Source organism: Olsenella sp. Marseille-QA0557, from assembly GCF_965119725.1.
GTDB classification, from domain to species: domain Bacteria; phylum Actinomycetota; class Coriobacteriia; order Coriobacteriales; family Atopobiaceae; genus Coprovicinus; species Coprovicinus avistercoris.
In genome coordinates this window covers 338,597-355,926 of the sequence record NZ_CBCPMI010000001.1, presented here as the reverse complement: position 1 = coordinate 355,926, position 17,330 = coordinate 338,597, and the positions used below count along the sequence as shown (strand labels likewise).

The 17,330-nt window shown below is 48.9% G+C and carries 14 protein-coding genes; 12 read left to right on the top strand and 2 right to left on the bottom strand.

Going from position 1 to position 17,330, the window contains the following annotated elements; all coding sequences use genetic code 11:
* Window positions 1-196 precede the first annotated feature (196 nt).
* Window positions 197-670, top strand: coding sequence for an IS200/IS605 family transposase (gene tnpA / locus ACQY6Y_RS01605; protein ID WP_428378560.1), 474 nt, complete (start codon window positions 197-199; stop codon window positions 668-670).
* A 163-nt stretch (window positions 671-833) separates the two neighbouring features.
* Here the strand turns inward: tnpA and ACQY6Y_RS01600 are convergent, their stop codons facing one another.
* Window positions 834-1,142, bottom strand: a complete 309-nt coding sequence (locus ACQY6Y_RS01600) for a CDP-alcohol phosphatidyltransferase (protein ID WP_428378559.1) — start codon at window positions 1,140-1,142, stop codon at window positions 834-836.
* Window positions 1,143-1,411: 269 nt separating this feature from the next.
* On the opposite strand from ACQY6Y_RS01600, the gene ACQY6Y_RS01595 reads away from it, so the two are divergent.
* The 5 genes from ACQY6Y_RS01595 to ACQY6Y_RS01575 all read left to right on the top strand — a co-directional run bounded on the left by ACQY6Y_RS01595 (window position 1,412) and on the right by ACQY6Y_RS01575 (window position 8,985).
* Window positions 1,412-2,743, top strand: a complete 1,332-nt coding sequence (locus ACQY6Y_RS01595) for a CapA family protein (protein WP_428378558.1) — start codon at window positions 1,412-1,414, stop codon at window positions 2,741-2,743.
* A gap of 192 nt (window positions 2,744-2,935) precedes the next feature.
* The gene (gene aspS / locus ACQY6Y_RS01590; protein WP_428378557.1) at window positions 2,936-4,708 is read left to right on the top strand and encodes an aspartate--tRNA ligase; all 1,773 of its coding nucleotides are present in this window, start codon (window positions 2,936-2,938) and stop codon (window positions 4,706-4,708) included.
* A 198-nt stretch (window positions 4,709-4,906) separates the two neighbouring features.
* Entirely contained in the window at window positions 4,907-5,281 is a 375-nt protein-coding gene (locus ACQY6Y_RS01585; RefSeq protein ID WP_428378556.1) for a MarR family winged helix-turn-helix transcriptional regulator, read from the top strand.
* Between the two features lie 111 nt (window positions 5,282-5,392).
* Entirely contained in the window at window positions 5,393-7,132 is a 1,740-nt protein-coding gene (locus ACQY6Y_RS01580; protein ID WP_428378555.1) for an ABC transporter ATP-binding protein, read from the top strand.
* A gap of 2 nt (window positions 7,133-7,134) precedes the next feature.
* Window positions 7,135-8,985, top strand: coding sequence for an ABC transporter ATP-binding protein (locus tag ACQY6Y_RS01575; RefSeq protein ID WP_428378554.1), 1,851 nt, complete (start codon window positions 7,135-7,137; stop codon window positions 8,983-8,985).
* Window positions 8,986-9,003: 18 nt separating this feature from the next.
* Here the strand turns inward: ACQY6Y_RS01575 and ACQY6Y_RS01570 are convergent, their stop codons facing one another.
* Entirely contained in the window at window positions 9,004-10,470 is a 1,467-nt protein-coding gene (locus tag ACQY6Y_RS01570; RefSeq protein ID WP_428378553.1) for a lipopolysaccharide biosynthesis protein, read from the bottom strand.
* A gap of 279 nt (window positions 10,471-10,749) precedes the next feature.
* On the opposite strand from ACQY6Y_RS01570, the gene ACQY6Y_RS01565 reads away from it, so the two are divergent.
* The 6 genes from ACQY6Y_RS01565 (at window position 10,750) to dltC (ending at window position 17,321) form a co-directional block, all read left to right on the top strand.
* Window positions 10,750-10,974 (top strand): FeoA family protein, encoded by a 225-nt coding sequence (locus ACQY6Y_RS01565; protein WP_428378552.1) that lies wholly within the window; start codon window positions 10,750-10,752, stop codon window positions 10,972-10,974.
* A gap of 62 nt (window positions 10,975-11,036) precedes the next feature.
* On the top strand, window positions 11,037-11,267 hold the full coding sequence (locus ACQY6Y_RS01560; protein WP_428378551.1) for a FeoA family protein: 231 nt from the start codon (window positions 11,037-11,039) through the stop codon (window positions 11,265-11,267).
* A gap of 182 nt (window positions 11,268-11,449) precedes the next feature.
* Complete coding sequence (gene feoB, locus ACQY6Y_RS01555) at window positions 11,450-14,128, top strand: ferrous iron transporter B (protein WP_428378549.1); 2,679 nt, start codon at window positions 11,450-11,452, stop codon at window positions 14,126-14,128.
* 174 nt (window positions 14,129-14,302) lie between these two features.
* Complete coding sequence (gene dltA, locus ACQY6Y_RS01550) at window positions 14,303-15,898, top strand: D-alanine--poly(phosphoribitol) ligase subunit DltA (RefSeq protein ID WP_428378547.1); 1,596 nt, start codon at window positions 14,303-14,305, stop codon at window positions 15,896-15,898.
* Window positions 15,899-15,901: 3 nt separating this feature from the next.
* Window positions 15,902-17,080 (top strand): D-alanyl-lipoteichoic acid biosynthesis protein DltB, encoded by a 1,179-nt coding sequence (gene dltB / locus ACQY6Y_RS01545; RefSeq protein ID WP_428378546.1) that lies wholly within the window; start codon window positions 15,902-15,904, stop codon window positions 17,078-17,080.
* Complete coding sequence (gene dltC / locus ACQY6Y_RS01540; RefSeq protein ID WP_428378545.1) at window positions 17,073-17,321, top strand: D-alanine--poly(phosphoribitol) ligase subunit DltC; 249 nt, start codon at window positions 17,073-17,075, stop codon at window positions 17,319-17,321. The genes dltB and dltC overlap by 8 nt, the downstream gene beginning before the upstream one ends.
* Window positions 17,322-17,330 lie beyond the last annotated feature (9 nt).

The following is a 17,330-nucleotide window of genomic DNA, read 5'->3' as shown; positions in this document are numbered from 1 at the left end:
ACAGCGTGTTTGAAGGCCTGAACAGTTTGTTCAGGCCTTTTTTCTTCATGGACTTTAGTCCGTGCCGCGCAGTACGCGCGGCATAGAAAACCACCCGCTGTGCGGGTGGACAGTACTTGGTGCTATGCAACGAAATGCCTTCCCCTCTAGCATGGTGATTGTTCAGGTCGCCGGCCCCGAGGGGAAGGTGATTGCCGTGGCCCAGAAGGCCAACAGCCTTGCGCACACGAAGTGGCTCTGCAAGTACCACATCGTGTTCGCACCAAAGTATAGAAGGAAGGTCATCTACAACCAATACCGCAAGGACCTGGGGGAGATTCTCAGGCAGCTGTGCCAGTGGAAGGGGGTCGAGATCATAGAGGGGCACCTGATGCCGGACCACGTGCACATGCTGGTCAGCATCCCGCCCAAGATCAGCGTGTCGAGCTTTATGGGCTACCTTAAAGGGAAGAGTTCGCTACTCATGTTCGACAGACACGCGAACCTCAAGTACAAGTTCGGGAACAGGAAGTTCTGGGCGGAGGGCTACTACGTCTCCACTGTAGGCCTCAACGAGGCCACGATCGCGAAGTACATACGCGAGCAGGAGCGCGCCGATATTGCCCAGGACAGGCTGAGCGTCAAGGAGTACGAGGATCCCTTCGCGAGGGGCCCGCAGAAGGAGGGTTAGGCGCGCCGCCGGTTTGACCGGCCCGCCACGAGTCAAGGGGCTATCGGGCCTGAACGTCAGTTCAGGCCGGGGGCTTGAGCCCCTGGCCTGGGACCCTAGGGTTATACCCTAAGAGCAAACCACCCGCTGTGCGGGTGGTTTTGATTGCAGATGTAAGCAATTGCTATTCTGTCTTTTCGCCTTTTACTGAGGCATAAAACGTAGCAGAGGGGAAAACATCCTTGATCTTGCTGCCGTTTACAAAAGGAATTGCTAAGAATTCATCAAGTGTGGGAACGAGATCGCTGCAATCCACATAGTGATTTTTATGGTTGCGCTTACTGGTATCTTGGGCTCGCCATGCTTGGAAATTTGCATCGGTGAGATAGTACATGGCCGATCCAACCTTCATGTACACAGAGTGATTACTGTGAAGGTACTCGACCAGGCCGTCGTAATCCAAATCAAGAGCCTCGTTTGCACGCTTGCCCATGGTGGCCCGTCCTTTCCTCGTAGGGGAACCTTCCTATAAAGGCATCATACCTTTGTTTATTGCTTACCTTCCCTTTTTTGCCCTTACATTTTGCTAATGACAGAGAAGCTAAGGATGCAGGGCCTAAATCGTTCGGCGAACGGAAAGACAAATTCTATTATTGGCAGGTAGGTTATGCTTAATTTCATTGTGGTACTTATGTGTTAGCGCTGATGTAGCCTTTGGGGGGACAAGCTGTGAAACAGAGACCTCACCAACAGGTGTCCCATATGGCACAACCGGCAAAAGCTCTTCCTAAACATCGCGGAAAAGTATTTGTTGCTGCACTTTTTGCGGTTGCCTTTGTCTGTGTTTGTATCTTTTGCGGGCCAACACTTTTCAAACAAATTCCGGGCATAGCATCCAACATCTTGTCAGGTGGAAATCCTGCCGAAAGCACAGCTGCTGTAAGTGAAAACAATGCCAATGCTTCTGATTCTGGCGCAGTGGTGTTAGATCGAGAGTCGCAAGAAACGGAAGTTTCGGTTGTGATGATTGGCGATGTTCTTGTCCACCGAGGGGTATGGGAAAGTGGCGAGCACTCCGACGGTACTCGCAATTATGATCACCTCTTTGCTCAGGTGGCTCCTGATATTTCTTCTGCCGATGTGGCAATTGTTAATCAAGAAACTGTTTTAGGTGGAGCTGATCTGGGATTTTCAGGGTATCCAACATTCAATAGCCCGCAGGAGATTGGCGATGCGGAAGTAACAGCGGGCTTTGATGTGGTTCTTCAAGCGAGTAACCATGCATTGGATAAAGGACAGGCGGGTATTGATAATGCGCTTGTGTATTGGCGTGAAAAGCATCCTGATATAGCTGCAATTGGAGTGGCAAAACAGGGTGAGCAACTCAATTCTATGGGCGTTATTGAGCGCAATGGCGTGAAGATAGCAGTGCTCAACTACACCTTTTCAACAAATGGTATTCCTTTGCCTGAGAATAACGCCAACGCAGTAAGTATGCTTTCGGAGAGTCAGATTGCTCATGATGTTCAGGCCGCACGTGATCAAGGTGCTGACATTGTGATTGCTTGTCCACATTGGGGTGAAGAATATCAAAATGCCCCCAATGAGAGCCAAAAGCATTGGGCGCAGGTTTTTGCTGATAATGGCGTAGATGTTGTTATTGGCACTCATCCGCATGTCCTGCAGCCCGTAGAGATGATTTCACGCTCCGATGGTGGAGAGACTCTCGTTTTTTGGTCGCTCGGCAACTTTGTCTCTACGCAACCAACCGCAGGAACCATGGTTGGCGGCATGGCAAAAGTGACGCTCGCTAAAGACGAGTTTGGTAGCTCCATTGAATCTTGGGAACTTGTTCCGGTGATAACCCAACGTCTTTCTGGCAGTGGTCTAACAACCTATCCGCTCTCTGCCTACACCGATGAGCTTGCTCAGGCAAACGGGATTCGTGGCGTTGATGGCTCAGTGGACTTTTCGTTGCCGTGGATAAAAGATTATTGCGCACAGGTACTTGGATCCGATTTCTCAAAAGATGCTTGTGTCTTGCGCGGAAGTTCAACGGATAACCAAAAAAGTGCAGGTAAAGAGCAAAAATAAAGCCAGCACAAGTGTGTGCAAAGCATGTTGAGCGCTTCGACAAATAAATGGTTTTACAAAGAGGCATTCAATAACAACTTAGAGCTGCTACTATGTGGGGTTACGTGCGGATGGGTGCCGTCTACACCTCCGCAACGTCTGACGGATTTGTTGCCCGTAACGGCACGGGGTGACACAGACGAGAGGATACATATGGGCATGACCCACAGTATGCATACACACACCTGCGGCGAGCTGCGTCGCGACCAAATTGGTCAGGAAGTTACCCTTACTGGTTGGGTTTGGCATCGTCGTGATCATGGCGGTCTTATCTTTGTAGACCTTCGTGATCGTGAAGGTGTTACACAGATTTCTTTCGACCCTGAACATTCTGGTGGCGAGGCATTTCATATCGCAGAGACCATTCGTCCTGAGTGGCCGCTTAAGGTAACTGGTGTTGTTCGTGAGCGTCCGGAAGGCATGAACAATCCAAAGCTGGCAACTGGCGATATCGAAGTTCTTATCGACCATATTGAGGTTCTCAATACCTCAAAAACACCGCCGTTCCAGATTGAGGACCATATGGATACGGCAGAGGATGTTCGTTTGCGCTATCGCTATCTCGATATCCGTCGTCCTCATATGATGTCCAACCTCAAGCTGCGCAGCGATTTTACGTTTGCCATTCGCGATGCTCTCCATAACCGTGCGTTTATGGAGGTAGAAACACCTGCGCTCTTTAAGTCAACACCTGAAGGCGCACGAGACTTCCTCGTGCCAAGCCGTACGCAGCCGGGCCATTTCTATGCATTGCCGCAGTCTCCTCAGCTTCTCAAGCAGCTGCTTATGGTTGGCGGAGTTGAGCGTTACTACCAGGTTGCTAAGTGCTTCCGCGATGAGGATCTGCGCGCTGATCGTCAGCCTGAGTTTACGCAGGTCGATATTGAGATGAGCTTCGTTGATCAAAACGATGTGATGTCTGAGCTTGAGGATGTTCTTGCAAGCGCTTTTGCAAAGGTTGGCGTGGATATGCCAACGCCTCTTCGTCGCCTGAGCTATTGGGATGCTATGGATACCTATGGCACCGACAAGCCCGACACCCGCTACGACATGAAGCTGCACGAAGTAACATCCATCTTCACGGATTCAAAGTTCAAGCTGTTTGCAGGTGCTGCCTCCACCGAAGGGCAATACGTCAAAGCGCTCAACGCAAAGGGTGCTGGTACATGGCCTCGTGCACAGATTGATAAGCTCGCAGATGTTGCAGCCGGCTTTGGTGCCAAGGGTCTCGCTTGGATTGCATTCAGAGAAGATGGTTCGATTAACAGCCCTATCGTAAAGTTCTTCTCAGATGAGGAAATGGCCGCCCTGCGCGAAGAGATGGATGTTGTCCCCGGCGACCTCGTTATGTTTGCTGTGGCAGATCGTCTGACGGCAGATACAATTCTTGGTGGCATGCGTTGCCATATGGCCGATGCCTTAGATGTGCCTCGTGAGGGCCACGATTTCCTGTGGGTAGTAGACTTCCCGCTGTTCCATTGGGACGACGATACCAAGCGTTATGAAGCTGAGCATCAGCCCTTTACGCTTCCTACCGAGACCGATGTCGAGAAGATCAAGGCCGATCCGCTGGCAGCTGGCTCTGCGACGTATGACTTCGTTATGGATGGATACGAGGCCGGCGGTGGTGGTATGCGTATCCACAATGCTCAGATGCAGCTCGAGATGCTTGAGCTTATGGGCTTTACCGAGGAAGACGCTCGCGATAAGTTTGGCTTCCTGATGGATGCCCTTGAGTATGGTGCGCCTCCTATGGGTGGCTTTGCGCTCGGTCTTGACCGTGTATGTATGCTGCTTGCTGGTGAGGATTCCATTCGCGAAGTTATGGCGTTTCCCAAGACTTCAAGCGGCTCCGACCTCATGAGCGATGCGCCGGGTGAGGTTACCTCAAAGCAGCTTAAGGAAGTTGGCCTGCGTCTGCTCTAAGGCGTCTTCGCTTCTGAACCAGGTTTATTTCTTTATATGTTTCAGAAAGACTGCTCGCTGTGCGGGCAGTCTTTTTTTAAGCATGGGTCTCGTTCTCTTTTCATGCGCTCTGTACTTACCCAGTAAACATGCTTGACAGAGACACGACTAAGACCTATATCCTTGACTCGTCAATAATTGCTAAGTCAAGGATTTGTCATGAATCAAAAGAGATTCGAAGAGACACGTGAGGAAAACGAAGAGCTTGGTCGTTCACTTCATGATCCTCATATGCTGCTTTATCGGGCATTTCATGCTCAACGCTCCTGTTTAAGGTCTGCAATGACAGAACTGGGTCTTGCGAGCGGTCAACCAAAATACCTTTCTTACCTTGCCGCCAATGGTTCAGCAACACAGCGCGAGCTTGCAGATTACTTTCTCGTTGATCCAGCGGCGGTAAGCCGTGCACTTGATGCGTTTGAACAAGGTGGTTTTCTTATTACCGAACCAGCAAGTGATAGACGTACAAAAAAAGATACGTCTTACCCAGCGTGGAGTTGTGCTTGGTTCTGCGTGGGATGCGTGTTGCGATGAGATCGACGAGGCAATGCTCAAAGGCTTTTCTGCTGACGAATGCAAGAGCTTTGCCACCTTACTCATGCGTGTACGCGAGAATCTTGAAAACTACGTAAGAGGTGAGGCGTAATGGATGATATTCGCCTTCTCCTTCATCACTTTGGTCCTTATAAAAAGGATGCGGCAGTTGGCGCCTTGTTTGTTCTGCTTGAAACAACACTTGAGCTCATTATTCCAATTCTCATGTCGTCCATTATCGACGATGGCATTATGAAAAGAGACATGCAGCTCATTTTTGTGCGTGGTGCACTCATGTTTGCCTGTGCAATCCTTGCCCTTTTATTTGGCCTGGGCTATGCCCGATCTACAGCAAGAGCTGCGATGGGTTTGGGAGCAAGTCTTCGTGAAGCTGAGTTTGCATATGTCCAGCGTTTCTCCTTTTCCAATCTCGATAGTTTTGAGACATCCTCACTTGTGACTCGCATGACATCGGATGTAACGGTCATCCAGAATGCGCTCGTAGCATCATTTCGCCCTATGCTTCGTGGACCTTCTCTGTTGGTAATGGGTCTGCTCCTTGCTTGTTTTATGAGTGTTCCTCTGGCGCTCATATTCTGTATAGGCTTGCCGTTTATGGCAGTTGCTCTGTTTTTGGTTGTTCATCATGTGGCACCGTTGTATCAAGTGTTGCAGGGTGTTATGGATCGTCTTAACGATGCGCTTGAGGAGGACCTTACGGCGATTCGTGCCGTCAAAGCCTATGTGCGAGAAGGTTATGTTGCTGAGCGTTTTGATGAGGTAAACAGAGATTTAGCTACAACCGCAACGCGCACATTTCGCAGCGCTGTGCTAAATACTCCAATCTTTCAGCTCAGTATGTATGCAACCTGCGTGGGTATTCTCTGGGTTGGCGGCAATATGATCCTGGAAGGGACGCTTGAGGTTGGTACCCTCACAGGTTTTATGACCTATGTCTTCCAAATCGTAAATTCCCTCATGATGATCTCCAACGTTTTTCTGCTTATGGCGCGTGCAATTACATCGGTGCATCGTGTGGGAGAAGTGCTTGCCGAGGAGCCAACGCTTGTATCGCCGGAAAAGGCCCTTAGAGAAGTTCCTGATGGATCAGTCTCATTTAAGAACGTATCGTTTAAATATCGGCAGGATGCTGAGCAGAACGTGCTCACCGATATCTCGTTTGATATTCCAGCCGGTGCTACCGTGGGTATTTTAGGCGGTACGGGTTCTGGCAAATCAACGCTTGTGCAGCTTATTGCACGTCTCTATGACGTTAGTGTTGGCAAGGTGTGTGTAGGCGGGCATGATGTGCGCGACTATGATCTTGTCGACCTTCGCGATGCGGTAGGGGTGGTACTCCAAAACAACGTCTTGTTTACGGGCGCTGTGCGTGACAATTTGCTGTGGGGCAATCCAAATGCATCTGATGAAGAAATGCTCCATGCTTGCCATTTGGCTTGTGCCGATGAATTTCTTGATCGCATAGGCGGTCTTGATGGCGATCTTGGGCAGGGCGGCGTCAATGTTTCTGGCGGACAAAAACAACGCCTTTGCATTGCACGTGCGCTGCTTAAGCGACCAAAGGTCCTCATTCTTGACGATTCAACCAGTGCGTTGGATATGGCAACCGATGCACGTGTTCGTAAAAATCTCGAAAGCTTGGACGAGATTACCAAAATCGTTATTGCTCAGCGTGTTGCTTCGGTTATGCAGGCAGACGAGATTGTTATTCTCGACGAGGGTCGCGTGCATGCTACAGGAACACATGACGATCTCCTTGCCCATGATCCTATCTATCAAGAGCTATATCAGTCGCAAATCGGATCTGGTATTCACGGGGAGGCGGTCTAACTATGCCTGCTAGAGGATCTGCAGCACCCGCTCGTCCAAAGGATTTGCGTCATACGCTGCGCACCTTGCTGCATTACATGGGTCACGCAAAGTTCAGCCTTTTGAGCGTTGCAATCTTGGTAACTCTGAGCGGAGGAGCAAATCTGCTCGGTACCTATATGATTAAGCCCGTCGTAAATGCTGTTGATGGGGGAGACTATCAGGCGTTTTTGCATGCGGTGGTGCTGACAGCACTTATCTATATCGTGGGAGTGCTTTCGAGTTTGGGCTATACCCAGGTAATGGTCCGTGCTGCACAACGTGTGGTGTTTGATATTCGTCGAGATCTCTTTGCCCACATCGAACGCCTTCCCCTTTCCTTTTTTGATCGCACGCGTTCGGGCGATGTGATGAGTTATTTCACCAACGATGTGGACACTATTTCTGAGGCGCTCAACAACAGTTTTGCTGCAGCAGTGCAGGCACTTATCCAGATTGTGGGTACTGTGGCGCTTCTGCTCATTCTCGATTGGCGTCTTACCATTATCACGGTAATAAGCGATGTGATAATTGCGCTTTATGTGCGCTTCTCTGGCGGTAAAAGCAGTCGATATTTTGCGCGCCAGCAAAATATGCTGGGTCGTGTTGATGGGTATGTGCAGGAAATGACTGCCGGTCAAAAGGTAGTTAAGGTATTCAATCGTGAACCGGAAAACCTTAAAGAGTTTAATGGTCTCAATAACAGGTTACGAGTGATAGGAACTGCGGCGCAATCATATGCTTCAACGATGGTACCCATGACGGTATGTGTTACTTTTGCTGGCTTTGCCATTGTGACCGTAGCTGGTGCGTTGCTTGCCGTGAACAATCTTACCGATGTGGGATCACTCGCAAGCTACTTGGTATTTGTTCGTCAAGCGGCTGCACCACTCAATCAGCTCACCCAGCAGGGCAACTTCTTGCTTACGGCACTTGCAGGAGCGGAACGCATCTTTTCGGTTATGCGTGAGGAACCTGAAGTGGATGAAGGCCCTGTTACACTCGATCGACTTCATGGGCAACTGGAAGGTGTTGATCATTTGCGCACTGCAGCTGGTGCTGCCGGCTGGGCTTGGAAAATTGCGGGCGAACAGGTGCCGCTTCAAGGTGACGTGCGCTTCTATGATGTTGATTTTGGCTATGTCGAAGGACAAAAGGTACTTTCTGATCTCACACTGTATGCCAAGCCTGGTCAAAAAATCGCTTTTGTTGGTTCTACGGGAGCAGGCAAGACCACAATTACCAATCTCATTACTCGTTTCTACGAAGTTAACGGAGGGGTTATTACCTACGATGGCATAGATGTGCGCGATATTGCCAAAGAAAGTCTGCGACGCTCACTCGGCATTGTTTTGCAGGATATGCATCTCTTTAATGGGACCATTGCAGACAATATACGGTTTGGCAAGCTTGATGCTACTGATGAAGAAGTTCGTGCAGCGGCCCGTGTTGCAAATGCTGATGGTTTTATTACGCGTATGCCCCATGGTTACAACACACCGGTGGTATCGGATGGGGCAAACCTCAGCCAAGGACAACGTCAGCTTATTGCAATTGCTCGCGCTGTTATTGCCGATACGCCCGTACTCATTTTGGACGAAGCAACGTCCAGTATTGATACGCGCACTGAAGCTCTTATCCAAAAGGGCATGGATGCTCTCATGGCGGGACGTACAACCTTTGTTATTGCTCATCGCCTCTCCACGGTTCGCAATGCCGATGCCATTATGGTGTTGGACCATGGACGGATCATTGAGCGCGGCACCCACGAGGAATTGCTCGCACAGCATGGCGAGTATTGGCAGCTCTGGACCGGTGCAAAAGAGCTGGATTAAAAAATGGCAGCTGCCCGCCTATGAGCGGGCAGTTTTCATAATTGAGAAGTACTTCACAAGCAATAAACCAAAGAGAACCGCCATAGAAACCGCTGAGGCGATAACTGCGCCGGTGAGTTGGAAAAGGCTGACGAGTACGAGAGAAATAACCAGCGCAATAATGAAAGAGATGAAGTAGATAGTGACTACGCCTTCCTGTGCGCGCAAAACGGTAATGATTTGATAAAGAAAATCAACGGCAGCAGAAAGAAATCCTGCCAGCACCATCAGCAGGATCAAGAAGGCAAATTGCTGGAAATCGACCCCGTACATAAAACCAAGAATGGGGATGCCGAGCCACATCATAAAGACACCAACGACAACCGAAACCAGTGCCACTACGCCGATCAAAGCAAAAACAATCAGACTGAAACGGCGATGTTTGGAGGGCTCTGACCAAATGTTAGCAAGACGCACAAGCTGTGGTTTATAGAGCATGCTACCCACCATAATGATTGAGTGAGTAGGGAAGTACATGGCATTAAAGTACAGCTGGTTATCGTAAGAAAGCACTGATTGCATAACGAGTTTTGGTACGCAGTCGATAAGAGCATAGAGAAACATGGCACCAAAGAGCGGGGAACATTCTTCGAAGATGGCTCGTATCTCTGCGATGCTGGCTTTACGAGCTGGCTGTGTTTCAAAGAGCGTAAGCGGCAGCGTTACCAGTACAAAAGAGATAACTGCAGCAACAATCATAGAAATGCAGGCAGCGGGCATACTGCGAGTAAAAAGCAGCACTATTGAGAAAAGCACACCTGCTCCTACGGAGCGTATTGTTTGAGAAATGCCTGCAAGGTAGAGCTTATCCATCTGTTGCAAGCGACCCTCATATACATCGGCAAGCTGATCTACTGCACGGAAACCTAATACACCGGTACAGATGCCTAACATGGGCTGGGTGTAGCGCATGATACTGCAGTAGAGGAAGCTCACAATTACCATGGCGGTGCAGGTTAAAACACGGCAAATCACATAGTCACGAAATGAGTGACCTTCATCAAGATCGGATACTTGGTAGGTGCGTACACCAAAGCTTGCAATCCAAAGGAGCACTTGGCCTAATGCAAAGGCCATCGAGAACATGCCTGCCTGTTCAATACCGGCAAGCTGTGTAGCCACGATAGTGAGGGCGGGAAAAAGAAAGCCCCACATGGAAGAACCAATGGTGTTCCAAATATAGTCGCGAGTCGTGCTATGTGCGGCGTATTGTTCAGTTTCATCGGAGAAGCTGCCCGAATAAACAGCGCCGATAAGACGGTTCCACCAATTATTGGCAACTCGCATGAGCCAGGGGCCTTCATCGCGACGATGCTTACGATAGGTGTTGCGTGTGCGCTTGCGTTTTTCAGCGCGTTCTTGTACCGCAAGACGAGTTTTGGCTAAATGGCTGCCCAAAGACGATCTATCTTTGGTGCCGCCTCGTTTTTCTCGAAGATTAAGCATTACTCGTCGAACCTCTCTATTTCTTGCTGAGACGTACCGGAGAGAAGTACTCGTTTGACTGAAACAAAAATACCGTAAAGGGCATTGTACTCGCCTCAGTATTTCTCTGTTCATTTTAAAAAGTTAGCTGTATACTACTTTCCGTATAGTTAGCTAAAGAAAACTCTTTCATAGTCTGGTAATGAGGGTGTGAACTTCATGGAACTAGCTTCCAGTCCTTGGACAGCGCAAAACGTGTTGGAGAGTAAAGAGGCTAACTCCCCAGTTAAAGGAGGCACTATGGGCGCTCAGCTTCCTCTTACGATGGTGGAGGAAGGTACAACAGTTGAGGTTTCAAGGATTGGCGGTGCAGCTGAGCTTCGTCAGCATCTTGCTGAACTTGGCTTTGTTGTAGGGGCTGAAGTAAAAGTTGTTTCTCGAGCTTCCTCTGGTCTTATTGTGAGCGTTAAAGGTGCGACCTTTGCCATTGATACAAGCATGGCAAGGCGTATAGCAACACGCTAAATCTCCATTCGGGTTCCCAACTGCATGCAATGTGTGGTTTACGTATTTCAAGGAGGATGAGCATGGCAACACTGAGAGATGTGAAGGTGGGCGACTCCTGTCAAGTCGTTCGTCTCACAGGTTCTGGCGCGGTAAAGCGCCGCATTATGGATATGGGGGTGACCAAAGGTGTGGAGATCTATGTCCGCAAAGTTGCTCCCCTTGGAGACCCCATTGAAGTAACGCTGCGCGGCTATGAACTTACGCTTCGAAAGGACGAAGCGCAGAGTATCGAAGTTGCACCAAACGCTTAATTTGCACTGATGTGGCACCCGGGTTTGCCGGGATTTTTTCAGGAGCGCAAGTTAACTGTATCTAATATATATGGGTTTACCTGCGCTTACTTACCGAGGTGCCGAGTAAGGATGGAAAAGAACCAGACAAATGGTGAGCAATTCGGGGGACCACATGCTCGCCAGATTGAGAAAGGTAAGGTATGGCAGAACAGATCAACATTGCTCTTGCCGGCAATCCAAACTGCGGCAAGACAACGCTGTTCAATGAGCTCACTGGCTCTAATGGCTATGTTGGCAACTGGCCGGGCGTAACAGTTGAAAAGAAAATGGCTGCCTGGAAGAAAGATAAGCGTGTTGAGTTTGTAGATCTCCCGGGCGTGTATTCGCTTTCGCCGTATTCACCAGAAGAAGTTGTTTCGCGCGATTATGTTGTGAAGGAACGCCCTGATGCAGTTATTAACCTGGTTGATGTTACAAATTTAGAGCGCAATCTCTATCTTACGACTCAGATTCTCGAGACCGGTCGCCCTGTTGTCGTAGGTCTTAATATGTGCGATCTACTCAAGGAGCGCGGCGATACCATTGACATCGAAAAGCTTGAAAAGATGCTCGGTGTTCGCGTTATTGAGACATCTGCCCTCAAAGGAATGAATATCGACGAGCTTGTAAACGCTGCTCGTGAAGCTGCAACTTCGGGTACGGTTTCGCAGGGAACCAAGTGTTTTACCCAAGAAGTTGAAAATGCCCTTACTGGCATTGCCTCCATCATTGAGGATAGCTGCGATCCAGAGGTGCTTCGCTGGTATTCAATTAAGGTCTTTGAGCGCGATGCAGAGGCGCTTGAACCACTGCAGCTCAATGAGAGCAAACTTCAAAACATCGAGGCTATTATCGATGAGGTTGAGAAGAATCGTGATGAGGACGCGGAGTCTATCATCACCTCTGATCGATATGACTGGATTGCGTCTGTTATGGAGGCTTGTGTAACCAAGGCTCCAAAGAAGCTCTCTGTCTCTGAGAAGATTGACCGCATAGTTACCAATCGCGTGTTGGGCATTCCTATTTTTATTGTCGTCATGGTATTCGTGTATTGGCTTGCCATTTCTACTGTTGGTACCGGCGGCACCGATTGGGTGAACGACAATCTCTTTGGTGATGGCTTCTTTATTAACAGTGCGAGCGAAGAGGCATATACCGCTGAGCAGGAAGCATACGACGCTCACTATTACGGCGATCAGATCGACGGCTATATTGCTGCTGCCGAAGCTGATGGTATTGCGACTGAGGGTGTTGCCGATGCGGTGAGCACGTTGAGTGCAGATCCGGAGGACGCTGAGGCACAAGCAACAGTTGATGCATTTGTTGCCGATGCATCAGCAGCTGGTGTTGTTGCCAAGGATGTTCCTATCCATGATGGCGATGGCAATTTCGTTGATACCAACGATGAAGTTATTACCTCGCTTGATGATGAAGGCGCTCCTGTTCTTGCCGAAGGTCAGGAATTACAGGTTCTCGATGAAGTGACCGCTGAGAACTTCTCTGATGCAGTGGCTGCCCAGGAAGATGCTCCTGATCCAGCAAGCTACGCGGGCTGGGTTGCTTCGATTCCCGATACGGTAACGGGCTGGCTTGAGAGTGCCGGTGCTTCTCCGGTTGTTATCTCTCTTGTTGTTGACGGTATTGTTGGTGGCGTTGGCTCGGTACTCGGATTTATTCCGCAGATGTTCGTGCTCTTTGTCCTGCTCTGCTTCCTTGAGGATTGCGGTTACATGAGCCGTGTTGCCTTTGTTATGGACCGCGTTTTCCGTCGGTTTGGTCTATCCGGTAAGTCTTTCATTCCTATGCTTGTTTCGACGGGCTGTGGCGTGCCAGGTGTTCTTGCTACAAAAACCATTGAGAACGAGAAAGACCGTCGTATGACGGCTATGCTTACCACTATGATCCCTTGTGGTGCTAAGACACCGATCATTGCTCTTGTGATGGGTGTGCTTGTGGGCGGATCTGATGCATGGTGGGTCGCCCCGATGTTCTACTTCCTCGGCCTGGCAGCCATTATCATTTCGGCACTTATGCTGAAGAAAACCAAGATGTTTGCAGGCGATCCTGCCCCATTTGTAATGGAGCTGCCGGATTACCATTTCCCGACCATCAAGTCTTGGTGGCTGCATGTTTGGGAGCGTGTCTCTGCCTATATTAAGAAGGCCGGAACGATCATCTTCGCTGCTGCCGTTGGTGTTTGGTTCCTCTCGAACTTTGGTTTTGCAAACTGGGATGGCGGCAGCGGTGCCTTTGGATTTTTCGGAGATATGGCCGGTGCTCCAGAAAACTACATGGACTACTCACTGCTTGCAATGGTTGGTAGTGCTATTGCTTGGATCTTTGCTCCGCTTGGTGCCGATACATGGCAGGCGGCTGCAGCTTCGCTCAATGCCCTTATTGCCAAGGAGAACTTAGTCTCCACGTTTGGTGTTTTGTATGGCCTGGGCGATGCTACTGAGAATTCTGTGACCATGTGGAATGGTTTTGCAGGCATGTTTACTTCAGGCGGAATTCTCCATGTTGGCGCAATGTGTGCATTTGTGGCCTTTAATATGCTTGATGCGCCGTGCTTTGCTGCAATTGGAACCACTCGTCGTCAGATGGATAGCCCCAAGTGGTTCTGGTTTGCCATTGGCTATCAGTGTGTCTTTGGCTGGGTTGTTGGTCTTATCATCAACCAACTTTGGGAGCTCTTTGTTCTTGGAAACTTTGGAATTTGGACAGTAGTGGCGTTTGTTGCTTTAGCAGCGATAATATTCCAGCTTGTTCGTCCTATGCCCAAGACAGATAAGAGCGACGAGAAGATCCTTTCTGATCTTACGAGTGAACCGGTTGCATAGAAAAGCAAGGAATTTCAAACCCCGCAGGATTACCTGCGGGGTTTTCGAATGATTGTTTTCAGATTCTTTTAACCATTTTTACGCCTTTGTGCTGTTGTGCGAACGGTAGCATCTGCACATCTTCCCAGTCTTAGACTGCCCCCTGAAAGTCCAAGAACTGGGGAGGCGCCACCGATGTCTGAGGATCATACACAGTATGAAAATGCACTGCTCAGCGCTATTGAACAAACTGTTTACAAGACACCGGAAAAGCCAGTGTTTTCAAAGGCGGGTGGTACGAGTTCAACCTATGGTGAACTCTGGAACTTGGCGCGTCATGTTGCAGCAGGGCTTCATGCTCAAATAGCTGGCCGAGGGCGAATTCTTGTGCTGGGTCACAAAGAAATGAGCACGCTTGCTGCTTTTCTTGGTTGTTTAATGAGTGGTCATGCATTTGTTCCCATTGATGTTGAACTGCCAGTTGAACGTATTTCAAATATTGCTCACCAAATTCCACATGCAACACTTTTGACAACGTGTGAGGTTCCAGAAGCTCTTTATGATGTGTTGGCTAATTGCACCATTCTGACTATGAGTCATCTTTGTGGTACGGATTACCCGATGCCATCACGATCATGTTGTGTTGCAGGGGAAGAAACGCAGTACATCATTTTCACTTCAGGCTCTACTGGCAAACCAAAGGGAATTGAAGTTACTGCTTCTAATGTGGAGCACTTTATGGAATGGCTCCGCACTTTTCCTGTTATACGAGATGGCGGCTGTGTCTTTTTGGATCAGGCTCACTATTCTTTTGATTTGTCTGAATACGAGCTTGTTGGAGCCCTTTCAACGGGCGGCAGTTTGTTTGCGATTTCGCCGGAGCTCCAACATGATTTTGCGTCATTGTTTGCGAGTTTGGCGCAGTCTCAAGTGCAAATCTGGGTATCCACTCCTTCTTTTGCAGATGTCTGTCTAGTGGATAAAAGTTTTAATGCAACACTTATGCCTTCTGTGCGCATGTTTCTCTTTTGCGGAGAAACTCTTCATCATGTAACAGCAGCAAAACTGCATGAGCGCTTCCCAGATGCTCTAATTGTCAATACGTATGGTCCGACAGAGTCTACGGTTGCGGTTACTTATGGCGAAGTTGGCGAGCAGGAATTAAACAATCCTGATCCTCTCCCGGTTGGTCAACATCGTCCTGGTACAGAGATTTTAATTGTTGATCATCAGACTGGAGAGACACTCCCAGTTAGGACGATGGGAGAAATTGTTATTTGTGGCAACACGGTAGCGCGTGGCTACTATCGCAACCCAGAAAAGACACAAGCAGCATTTTTTGAGACCACGCTCTCTGATGGGACGCCGTGTCGGGGATATCGTACAGGCGATTTAGGCTATCTGGATGCTAAAGGGACACTTCACTGCGAGGGTCGCCTTGATTCTTTGGTAAAAGTAAATGGTTTCAGAATTGAGCTCGATGAAGTTGAAGGCGCATTAACGGAACTTCCAGGAGTTCGAGAAGCTGCTGTTGTGCCAGTGGCGCATGGTAAACGCGTAACAAGTTTAGGCGCTTTTGTGGTACTCGAAGATGCTGGCGAGGTAGATAAGGATACGTTCACTGCAGTGCGTCATCTGAAGGCTGCACTTGGTAAAACGCTTCCTGCTTATATGGTGCCACGTCAGATGCAAGTGGTTGACGAGCTGCCTCTTACTGCGAATGGAAAAGTGGATAGAAAGAAACTCGCCCAGAGGCTTGCGCGTCCCGCTCGCCATGGTCGAGGTGCTTAACCCATGACACTCTTTGCTGATCCAAGCTTTTTTATATTGTTAGCCTTTGCAATTGTGCCAGCGGCCTGTTTGGGACTAACGCAGCATAATTTGCGCCTTTATGGACTTATACTCTCGGTTGTTTTTCTCTGCTGTGTGTTAGCGGGAAACCCACTAGAAGCAATAGCGCTTCTTTCGTTTTTGGTGGTAGAGCGTCTTGCAGTGTGTTGGCTTGCACGCGCTCCAAAGGATAACAAGCGCTTTGGCTTCTCTTGCGTTTTTTCGCTTGCACCGCTGGTGATATATAAAATCAGCAGTGTCGGACCTGTTCCGCTGTGGGGATTTGTGGGTATCTCGTACCTGACTTTTAAAGCCGTCCAGATAGTGATCGAAGTTCGCGATGGCCTCATTTCAGAGCAAGATTTGAGTTTTGTGGATTGGCTGTACTTTCTTCTCTTTTTTCCTCAGCTCTCTTCTGGTCCCATAGATAGGAGTCAGCGGTTCTTAGCAGATGCCCATAAAACGCCTGATAGAGATGAGTATGCTGGCTTGCTTGCTCGTGGAATATTACTTTTGCTTGCAGGGGCAGTGTATTACTTTGTGGCAGCAACCTTTATTCATCGCTTTATGGAGCAAATTCCTTGGAATGGATCAGATCCATTAGGTTTTGCCCTTGCACAAATCAAACAAGCCTATCTGTACGGCTTCTATCTATTCTTTGATTTCCAGGGGTATTGTCTTATGGCAATGGGCGCAAGCTATTGTTTGGGTATTCGTTGTCCACGCAATTTTAAGGCACCTTTTATTGCCATCGATATGTTTGATTTCTGGAACCGATGGAACATCACACTTTCTACTTGGCTGCGTGATTTTGTATTTATGCGGCTTACGCGGTTTATTATGCGCCGCCATCTTCTGCATAACCGTATCCATACGGCTCAGGTAAGCCTTGTTATCGATATGCTGGTTATGGGTTTTTGGCATGGACTGAGCGTCGACTACCTTACCTATGGTCTCTATCATGGCGTACTTCTCGCCGCTACTCAGGGCTTTCAAAAACGCTCTGCCTTCTACAAACAGTACAAGAATAGCGCGTGGTTTAAAGCACTTTCCTGGTTTATTACGTTGCAGCTCGTCATTTTTGGGTTTGCAATTTTTTCTGGGCAATTATCAACACTTATAGGAGGGGTTTTCAATGGCTGAGCAGGATGATGTCCGTATTCGTCTTTTTGATTTGCTGGAGGATGTAACAGGGGATGCTGTAGTCCGCGACCATGAAAATGATGATTTATTTGAATTGGGTTTGCTGGATTCTATGGCAGCAATTGAATTACTTGTTGGGTTGGAAGATGAATTTGGAGTATCTATTGCACCAACCGAGGTCCCGCGCGAAGAGATGAATACACCCAACAAGATTTTGGAGCAGGTGAGGAGGCGCCTCTAAATGGCCTGC